Annotated in this window: 9 protein-coding genes; 2 read left to right on the top strand and 7 right to left on the bottom strand. The window is 39.6% G+C overall.

The features are described 5' to 3' along the window. Positions 1–65 precede the first annotated feature (65 nt). Together ptsP and FC27_RS07485 are read right to left on the bottom strand one after the other, a co-directional pair. The gene (gene ptsP / locus FC27_RS07490) at positions 66–1,787 is read right to left on the bottom strand and encodes a phosphoenolpyruvate--protein phosphotransferase (RefSeq protein WP_010624304.1); all 1,722 of its coding nucleotides are present in this window, start codon (positions 1,785–1,787) and stop codon (positions 66–68) included. Continuing rightward, positions 1,787–2,053: a phosphocarrier protein HPr gene (locus tag FC27_RS07485; RefSeq protein ID WP_010624305.1), complete on the bottom strand. Its 267-nt coding sequence runs from the start codon at positions 2,051–2,053 to the stop codon at positions 1,787–1,789. The genes ptsP and FC27_RS07485 overlap by 1 nt, the downstream gene beginning before the upstream one ends. Positions 2,054–2,354: 301 nt before the next feature. Between FC27_RS07485 and FC27_RS07480 the strand changes: the two genes are divergently transcribed. Next, positions 2,355–4,571 (top strand): ATP-dependent Clp protease ATP-binding subunit, encoded by a 2,217-nt coding sequence (locus FC27_RS07480; RefSeq protein WP_010624306.1) that lies wholly within the window; start codon positions 2,355–2,357, stop codon positions 4,569–4,571. 193 nt (positions 4,572–4,764) lie between these two features. Next, positions 4,765–5,739: a MucBP domain-containing protein gene (locus tag FC27_RS07475; RefSeq protein WP_010624307.1), complete on the top strand. Its 975-nt coding sequence runs from the start codon at positions 4,765–4,767 to the stop codon at positions 5,737–5,739. Between the two features lie 172 nt (positions 5,740–5,911). On the opposite strand, the gene hxlB is transcribed toward FC27_RS07475, so the two are convergent. From hxlB to hisE, 5 genes are read right to left on the bottom strand one after another with little or no spacing between them, the layout of a single operon-like run. Beyond that, positions 5,912–6,451, bottom strand: a complete 540-nt coding sequence (hxlB, locus tag FC27_RS07470; protein ID WP_010624308.1) for a 6-phospho-3-hexuloisomerase — start codon at positions 6,449–6,451, stop codon at positions 5,912–5,914. Continuing rightward, positions 6,444–7,091 (bottom strand): 3-hexulose-6-phosphate synthase, encoded by a 648-nt coding sequence (hxlA, locus tag FC27_RS07465; RefSeq protein WP_010624309.1) that lies wholly within the window; start codon positions 7,089–7,091, stop codon positions 6,444–6,446. The genes hxlB and hxlA overlap by 8 nt, the downstream gene beginning before the upstream one ends. Before the next feature lie 42 nt (positions 7,092–7,133). After that, positions 7,134–8,468: a dihydrolipoyl dehydrogenase family protein gene (locus tag FC27_RS07460; RefSeq protein WP_010624310.1), complete on the bottom strand. Its 1,335-nt coding sequence runs from the start codon at positions 8,466–8,468 to the stop codon at positions 7,134–7,136. Positions 8,469–8,506: 38 nt separating this feature from the next. Further along, entirely contained in the window at positions 8,507–9,619 is a 1,113-nt protein-coding gene (gene hisC / locus FC27_RS07455; RefSeq protein WP_056938091.1) for a histidinol-phosphate transaminase, read from the bottom strand. A 10-nt stretch (positions 9,620–9,629) separates the two neighbouring features. Next, a complete protein-coding gene (hisE, locus tag FC27_RS07450) occupies positions 9,630–9,962 on the bottom strand; it encodes a phosphoribosyl-ATP diphosphatase (RefSeq protein WP_056938090.1) in 333 nt (110 codons plus the stop codon). Positions 9,963–9,972 lie beyond the last annotated feature (10 nt).

The raw sequence follows: 9,972 nt of genomic DNA, 5'->3' as shown, positions 1-9,972 counted from the left end.
TACGATTTGACTTAGAGCCCATAAAAAGCGATGATCACTTAAGATCAACGCTTAATTTCATTTTTTTACTTTAAATAAGATTCAACAAGCTTCTTGTTGTCTTCGTTAGTTACTGATTCGGTAACTGCGCGTTCAGCCAATTCTTTCAAATCAGCTGTGCTGAGTTTCTTCATCAAGCTTCTAACACGAAGAACAGAAGTTGCACTCATTGAATATTCATCTAGACCCATGCCTAGTAGTACTGGGACCATAATATTATCTCCCGCTGCTTCACCACACATGCCGGCCCATTTGCCTTCTTTGTGAGCGGACTCGATTACGTGTTTGATCAGTCTTAAGATTGAAGGGTTATATGGTTGATAAAGGTATGACACACGATCGTTACCTCTATCGGCAGCCATAGTATATTGAATCAAGTCATTCGTACCAATACTAAAGAAGTCAACTTCCTTAGCAAATTGGTCAGCTAAGACAGCAGCTGCAGGAACTTCCATCATCATACCTAATTGAATGTCGTCAGAAACTTTTACGTTATCTTTGACCAACTTGGCTTTTTCTTCTTCAAATACTTTCTTGGCATCACGAAATTCTTGAAGAGTACCGATCATAGGGAACATGATACGTAAGTTACCAAAAGCTGAAGCTCTTAGTAAAGCACGTAGCTGAGTTCTGAAGATATCTTGACGATCCAAACTAATTCTAATAGCACGATAACCTAAGAATGGGTTCATTTCGTCAGGTAGTGGTAAGTATGGTAAATGCTTATCTCCACCAATATCCATAGTACGAACAACGACAGACTTGCCTTTCATACCTTCAAGAACTTTTTTATATGCCTCAAATTGATCATCTTCACTAGGAAGTTCATCAGATTGCATATACAAGAACTCTGTCCGATACAAACCAACACCTTCGGCACCATTAGCAAGAACACCATCTAAATCATCCGGTGTACCGATATTAGCGGCGATATCAAAGTGTTTGCCATCAGCTGTAACGGTCGACTCATCTTTGAGTTTTTCCCATTCAGCTTTTTCAGCAGCAAAGTCTGAAGCTAATTTTTCATAATGCTTTACATCTTCATCTGAAGGATTTAAGATAGCAGCACCATTTAGGCCATCAACGATAAGTTTGTCACCGTCTTTAGCATCTTTGGTAATTGAATCAGTACCAACAACAGCTGGTAGTTCTAGTGAACGAGCCATGATTGCTGAATGAGCAGTCCGACCACCGATATCAGTTACGAATCCTTTAACATATTTCTTATTAAGTTGTGCAGTATCACTTGGAGTTAAATCATGAGCAACGATCACAACTTCGTGATCTATCAATGAAGGGTTAGGCAATTCTACTCCAAGCAAGTGAGCCATGACACGCTTAGTAACATCTCGAACATCGGCAGCTCTTTCTTGCATATATGCATTGTCTGTCATACCTTCAAAAATTTGGATAAAGTTGTTTGAAACATCGCTCAATGCCTGTTCAGCATTGACGCTTTGATCTTTGATCTGTTGTTCGATAGCTCCTGTGAACTCTGGATCAGCTAGAATCATCTTGTGTGCATCAAAAACTTGAGCTTCCTCGTCACCAAGAGATTTTTTTGCGATATCTCGGATCTTAGTAAGCTCATTGTCTGATTTAGTCAGAGCATCTTTCAAACGATTGATTTCGGCATCAGCGTCTGAAATAGTCTTCTTATCAAAAGATAAATCTGGTTGAACTAAAAGGTATGCTTCCGCAGTGGCAATTCCATCACTGGCTGCGATTCCCTTGATAGTTTGAACCATTATTCAGCAAGTCCTTCCTTTGTCATTGTTTCTCCGATAGCTGAAAGAGCATCTGCTGCATCGTCACCGTCAGCTGAGATAGAAACATCTGAACCTTGGCCAACACCTAGTGACATAACACCCATGATTGACTTAAGGTTAACTGATTTTCCGTTGAATTCAATATTGATATCTGAACTGAATTTGCTAGCTGTTTGAACTAACATTGTTGCTGGACGTGCGTGGATACCTGTTTCTGCGATAATGTGAAAGTCTTTCTTTTCCATAACTAATACCTCTTCATATTCTTAAATTATGTAGATAGTCTACAATCTTCAGTCTTTAATTTACCATTGTATATCAGTTCTCACAAGTGTTTTCTACTTTTTTGAAAGTGCTTATCCCTTTATAGCACGTGTGCTACAACGCTTACAGGGATTCACAACAAATCAGACTTTTTGATACCATTATTTTCATTATTATAGGAAAAAACAAATTTTTTAAATTTCCAAGACTTAGCACTTGCATACTTAGAGTGCTAATCGTATACTACAATTGTATTCTGAAAAAAGGAAAGGTGGGGGTGCAATGCTTTGTCAGAATTGTCACAAAAATGAGGCAACGATCCACTTATATACAAGCGTCAATGGCCAGAGGACTGAGGTCAATCTCTGCCAAGACTGCTATCAGAAACTAAGAAATCAAGCTAGTGAGGGTATGAATAATATGGCAGAAAATCCATACGGTTTTTCTAGTTTTGAAGACTTGTTCAACGCCATGAATGGCGGCGCTCAACCTAATAATGGTTTCGAGCAACAAGGACCTCAAAAACAAGCCGGTGCTGGTGGCGGCAACAATCGTGGCCGTCGTGGCGGTAACGGTGTGCTCGACCAATACGGAGTAGATTTAACCGCTCTTGCAAAGAAAGGCCAAATCGACCCTGTAATCGGCCGTGACAAAGAAATTAGCCGTGTAATCCAAATTTTAAATAGAAGAACTAAAAATAATCCAGTCTTAATTGGTGAAGCTGGTGTTGGTAAAACAGCTGTTGTTGAAGGGTTAGCCCAAAAGATCGTCGATGGTGACGTTCCTGAAAAACTTGCTAACAAACGTGTTGTTCGTCTTGACGTCGTTTCATTAGTTCAAGGTACTGGTGTCAGAGGTCAATTCGAGCAAAGAATGCAACAATTGATCAAAGAACTACAATCAAATCAAAATATTATCCTATTCATCGATGAAATTCATGAAATCGTTGGTGCTGGTAATGCTGAAGGCGGTATGGACGCAGGTAACGTTTTGAAACCTGCCCTAGCCCGTGGCGATCTTCAATTAGTTGGTGCTACAACCTTAAATGAATATCGGACAATTGAAAAGGATTCAGCTCTTGAACGTCGTCTCCAACCAGTTCAAGTTGATGAGCCTTCAGTTGAAGAAACTGTCCAAATCTTGAAGGGTATCCAACCTAAATATGAAGACTATCATCATGTTAAATATTCATCTGAAGCTATCAAAGGTGCCGCTGAGTTATCAGCTCGTTATATCCAAGATAGATTTCTCCCAGACAAGGCTATTGATTTGATCGATGAGTCTGGTTCTCGGAAGAATTTACAAATCAATCATATTGATATGTCAGAAATCGAAAACAAGATCTCAGATGCTGAAGTTCAAAAGCAAGCTGCTTTGAGAAACGAAGATTATGAAAAAGCTGCTTACTATCGTGACCAAGGCAAGAAATATCAAGATATGAAAGACAATGCTAAAAAAGAACCTGAAGAAAATTCATTGGTTACTGAAAAGGATATTGAAAAAATCGTTGAAGAAAAGACTAATATCCCTGTCGGTGAATTAAAGGCTAATGAACAAGCTCAATTACGTAATCTTGAACCTGATCTGAAGGCTCACTTGATTGGACAAGATCAAGCCGTAACAGAAGTTGCAAGATCTATCCGTCGTAATCGTGTCGGATTCAATAAATCTGGACGTCCCATCGGTTCCTTCCTATTCGTTGGACCAACTGGTGTTGGTAAGACTGAATTAGCTAAGCAATTAGCTAAGGAACTATTTGGCTCAGAAGATTCAATGATTAGATTCGATATGTCTGAGTATATGGAAAAATACTCAGTGTCTAAGTTGATCGGTTCACCTCCAGGGTATGTTGGTTACGAAGAAGCTGGTCAATTGACTGAACAAGTTCGTCGTAATCCATATAGCTTGATCTTACTTGATGAAGTTGAAAAGGCTCACCCAGATGTAATGCATATGTTCTTGCAGATCTTGGATGACGGTCGTTTAACTGATTCACAAGGTCGGACTGTCAGTTTCAAGGATACAATCATTATCATGACTTCAAATGCCGGTCAAGGTACTGAAGGAGAAGCTAATGTTGGTTTTGGTGCCGAGAGTTCTGGTAAAACTCACTCAATCATCAATCGTCTATCAGAATACTTCAAACCAGAATTCTTGAATAGATTTGACGGTATCGTTGAATTCAACTCCTTGACTAAGCAAAACTTGGTTAAGATCGTTGATTTGATGCTTGAAGATACTAATGCCATGATTGCTGATCAAGGTCTATCGATTCATGTAACTAAGGATGCCAAAGAAAAATTAGTTGACTTAGGTTACAATCCGAAGATGGGTGCCCGTCCATTGAGACGTGTCATTGAGGAACAAATCGAAGATAAGGTTGCTGATTACTTCTTAAACAACCCACGGGTCGACAAGTTACAAGCAAAAGTTGTTAAGGGTGAAATTGTGATCGATAAAGATGACGATGCGACCGTAACGACAAAATCAACTAAATAATAATTTTGCCCAAAGAATTTTAAGAATTCTTTGGGCTTTTTTTATCTTTCCTTAATGTTCATTACGTTCCCTTACAAACTCGCTTGACAGAAGATTTCCTATGCTAAAATGACCGTAATCTAAAGCTATAGAAGGGATTATTATGGGGCAACATTCTAGAAAGATATTCCCGACTCATAATAGGAAAAAATCTATGGAAAACAATTTATTGAAAAATAGTGTTAAGAAAATCTCTCGTGACGACATAAAAATTGCGGTTCATTACATCGATTCAAATGGTAATAAGTTAGCTGATTCGACTGTCCTAACAGGTCATTATCTTGATAATTTAACTATGCCTTGGAAGACTATCCCTGGCTATGTTCTATCATCAATCAAGAATTTTCAGCAGACTTTCATCCCTAACTCTGATGGTATCTATCTGATTTATTTCACTCAGATAGCAGCACCAGTCATAATTTACCACCGTAATACCATGGGTGAACTAATTGCTGATCCTCAATACATCACTGGTGACTTGAATAAGAGCTACCAAGCTAAGCCTTTACCTGAGGCTCAAAATTTTCTGGTCGACATTCCTGAAAAAGTTACCGGTCGTTTTACTGATAAAGTCCAAGAATATGAGTTCATTTATGACACGATGCAAATGGCTGATTACGATATTCCTGACAATTTATTTATCAAAACAAAAAACAATGTTCCGGTTTACGACCAACCTGCTAGCAAGTCACCATTGAGCGAGCCACTGCCTTACGACACGATCTGGCGTGTTTTTAAGGCAGTCCGTGAAAGTTATAATGATGCAGTTTGGTACAACTTGGGAGGAGACATTTGGATCTCCAACAAGGAGGACATTACGACCTTGATCCTCAGTCAATTCAGCGAAAAACAAAAACTGCTCAATAACCCATTGGCTGCCAACGTCAACAACATCAGTTTCACCTACTCGGTCATCAATAGCATGGATATTGAGCGCAACGTTCAAGTCCCATTCAATAATGACCAAAATATCACCATGTGGGAAACTCCTTACGGTAAGATGTCCGAAGAACGCTACCACGGTGGCCAAGACGTTTATGTGAAAAAGTTGTTACAGCTGGATAATAACAGTGTCTGGGCCCTGTTGGATAACGGCAATTATATTGAAAGTAAGTATTTGAATTTTTAAAATGTTAATAGATTTTTAGGCCTTGGTGGAGTTTTTCTATCAAGACCTTTTTTATTGTTCTGACTGCAGCAAACATTAACTTTTCCGCTTAACCTAAAAATCGACCAATTCAAAAAACGAATTGGTCGATTTTTTTGTTAATGCTCGAAGGCAGAACATGCTCAATTGCGCTCTACTCTAAATTAGCATGGTTCTGGAACATTTCTGCTTCTTCTCTTTTATCTGCTTTCATCAAGTCTAAAATGACGGCGTCCAAATAAACTAGTAATGACTGTTCAAAGAGTGCCCCCATTGGCTGGATGGTCTTATCAGTAGCTGTTTCGTCTTTTCTTTTGCCACCTAACTTCAAAGTTAAATCGGCTTGTTGTTCAATGGTTGAGTCATCTGAGCTGGTCATTAAGGCTATTTGTGCTCCAAAGGACTTGGCCTTTTTGGCCATCAAAACAGCTTGGCCGGTCTCTCCTGAACCTGAGGCGACAATCAATAAGTCATCTTTTCCGATGGGCTTATTGGTTATTTCACCGACTACGTTGACGTCATAACCCATTTGTGAAAGACGCATCGCAAACATTTTAGTTGCTAAACCTGAACGGCCTAAACCGTAGGTAAAGATACTTTTTGCTTGATCGATTTTCTCCAAGAAGGTCTTATCTTCAGGAAATTGGTCAGCAGCATCTTTGATTTCTTGGGCGACTATTTGAAAATTATTCATTGACTTTACCTGCGGCAATCATCTTGTCCTTGATAGTCTTGGCTGCTGCAGCTGGGTCATCAACTGTGGCGATACCACCACCGACGATCAAGAGATCCGGATTTTCTTCAATGATCTGGTCGGCTGTATCAATCTTGATACCTCCGGCTACGGCTGTCTTAGTCTTAGTAGTGTTACTCTTCATTTTGTGGAATGTTTCAAAAGGTGTTTCACCGAGATCTTGTGTGTCATAGCCTGTGTGAGTGCAGACATAGTCAGCACCCATTTGGTCGACTTCCTTTGTTCTCTTTTCGATGTCACGAACGGCAATCATATCAACTAAGATTTCTTTCTTAGCTTCACGTGCACCCTTGATGGCATCTTTGATTGATTGATCTTCAGCTTGAGCAAGAATAGTTGTGATGTCGGCACCATATTTATAAGCTTGAGCAACTTCATATGGAGCCACATCCATGATCTTCAAATCTGCTAACAAAGTGATATCTGGAAAGGCTTTACGAATCTTTTGCAAACCTTCCAAACCAAAATTAATTACTAGTGGAGTTCCATATTCGAATACATCAACATAGTCCTTGGTTTTATCGATCAGCTTGATAGCTCCATCAATATCCTCTAGATCAATTGCTAATTGTAATTTCATAATCTTTCTCCCTCTCAAAAAATAATTTGATAAACGAATTAATTAGGCACGGTGCCATGCGGCATAGCCGATAGTTGGGAATATGCCAACCAAGCGTCCGACTTGTTGGCGGTCCATCTTGAATTCGATTGCTGGTAACAAAGCATTGACGGCATCTTGAGCTTGATCACTGATCTCAGTGACTCCGACTAATTTACCAGAATCATCGTGAATCTCCTTACTGTGAGCGATTGGTTCTTGATCTACTTGATAATACCAATAATTAGCTAAATCATTATCAGTGATCTCATAATTTTTCTTTTCAGCTTCTTCTACTGAAACACCAGCTTTGGCAATCCGTGGTGAAGTGAAGACAACTGATGGAATGACTGGCATATCAATTGGATCAGTCGTTTGCTTAGAAAATAGCCGCATCAAATACTTCGATTCATAATAGGCTGCCGGTGTTACTTTAGGTAGGTCATTCGAAATGACATCTCCTGAAGCATAAATGTTGTCAACGTTAGTTTGCAAATAATCATTGACACTAACACCAGTCTTATCGAACTCAATGCCAACTTTTTCCAAGCCCAAGTTTTCCAGGTTAGGAATCCGACCAGTAGCATCAAGAATCCAATCTGTCTTCAATGATTCATCGTTTCCGTAAGAAACTTTGATCTGTGAACCCGCTTGTTCAAAAGCTTGAACATTAGAATTCTCGACAAAAGTTACTCCACGCTTCTTCAAATCATCGACCACTTGTTGAACGAATGGTTGATAAAACTTCCGTAGAACTTTATCAGAATGAAGCATGACCGTTACCTTTGAGCCAAAGGCATTGGCAATCGTCGCAAACTCCATCCCAATATAACCACTCCCGACAATAACTAAGTTGTCAGGCATAGATTTCAAATTCATGAAGTCCTCACTATCGTGAGCAAGTTCAGTTCCTGGGATATCCAATCTATGTGGCCGTAGTCCCGTGGCGATAACAATTTTCTCAGCAGTGATAGTCTTCTTTTGGTCAACTAAAACTGTATGGGCATCTTCAAAAGTCGCATGACCTTTGATGACGGTAGCACCACCATCCTCTAACCTTTTAGTCAGATTCTCTGGAAGAGGATCAATAATAGCTTGCTTTTGTGCTTCATTTTCGGCCCAATCAACCTGAATATCTCCTTTTAAAATTTTGTTCAGACGTTCAGTCTCACGAGTTACCTTAACTGGTTCATCGAGGGTGATCTTGGCATTACAGCCGCGATTTGGACAGGTACCCCCGACTAATCCACTCTCGATCACGCCGACAGAAACGCCGGTTTTAGCTAAAGGAGCAGCACCATCAAAAGTTGCATGGCCCGCACCAATATAAAGTACATCGTAATCATAATTTGCAGACATCTAGATATCCTCCATTTCGTATACACCTTTAAAGTAAATCATTTTTTATACCATGACAATGATTTTATTATAATTATTTTTTTTATTTTTCGATAACGGTCAAATAAGCTCACAATATTTTGGTTATCTTCATCTGTACCAACCGTTATCCGCAACCAATCCTGGGCTAGGCCAGTTCGGATCAAATAACCATTCTTCAATAAATATTCTGCCAGATCATCAGCCTGGGGATATTTGAAGAAAATAAAATTAGCCTGACTTGGATAATGAAAAATATCGTTTTCATCAAAATATTGTTGCAGGAGTTGGCGTTGTTGACGATTCTTATCTACGACATCTTGGACAAAAGCCTGATCCTTAAAAGCTGCCACCGCGGCGACTTGAGCGACTGAGTTAACATTATAAGGCAATCGTGTTTTTTGGACCTCCTCAGCTATTTCTTTGGAAAATACCGCATAGCCGACCCGAAAATTTGCTAATCCATAAGCTTTAGAAAATGTCCGCATGACCACGATATTAGGATATTTTTTAGTCAGCTTCATTGCTGAAGCACTGTTTCCGTCTGCAAAATCAATATAAGCCTCATCGACTAGGACCATCGTTTCCTTCGGTACTTGAGCCACGAACCTTTCAATATCAGCGACTGATTCAACAGTTCCAGTCGGATTATTAGGATTACAAATCCAGATCAACTTAGTCTTTTGAGTAATCGAAGCCAGCATTTTAGCAAAATCAATCTGTCCCGACTTTAAAATCGGGATTTTTTTTATGACAGCTTCTTCGATTTCCGCATGCAAAGCATATTCTGAAAAAGTTGGCGTCGAGATCATTTCTTCGTCGCCGGGTTCTAAGAAGACCCGCGATAACATGACGATCATCTCATCTAAACCGACACTAAAAACCAATTGCTGTGGATCAAGTGAGAATTTTTCTGAGATCAAAGCTCTTAATTGAGTCGCATCGCTATCGGGGTAACGATTGCTTTGGTTGTAAGCCCAGTCTATGACCGCTTTTTTGACGTCAGGTGAAGTACCGTAGGGATTTTCATTAGCCGAGAGACGAACTAATTTGCTCAAATGCTTTTCTGCCTTCAGCTCTGACAAAGTTTTCTCCGGCACATAAGGCTTCAACTGCGTAATTACTTTCTTCATATGCTTCCTCCTACAAATCTTTGATCTCGGGACGGTCTTTGAATTGACTCATCAAACCTTCACGTTTGGCTAATTCTGCTTTGATTTGATCAAAGGTTACTCCTTGTTGGGCCCATAAAACGCAGAGGTGGTACAACAAATCAGCTGATTCATAAACTAGTTCTCCATCTCCACGTGGTTTACCAGGATTTTTGGCAGCGACGATAACTTCGGTCGATTCTTCACCAACTTTTTTGAGAATCTTATCGAGCCCTTCGGTAAATAAATAATCTGTATAAGAGCCTTTTTTAGGATTTTTTTTTCTATCAACGATCATTGCATATAATTCATCTAAATTTTGCATCTGGAAGTCT

It is taken from the genome of Companilactobacillus versmoldensis DSM 14857 = KCTC 3814, from assembly GCF_001434295.1.
GTDB lineage: Bacteria > Bacillota > Bacilli > Lactobacillales > Lactobacillaceae > Companilactobacillus > Companilactobacillus versmoldensis.
This window is presented reverse-complemented; position numbering and strand designations above follow the sequence as displayed.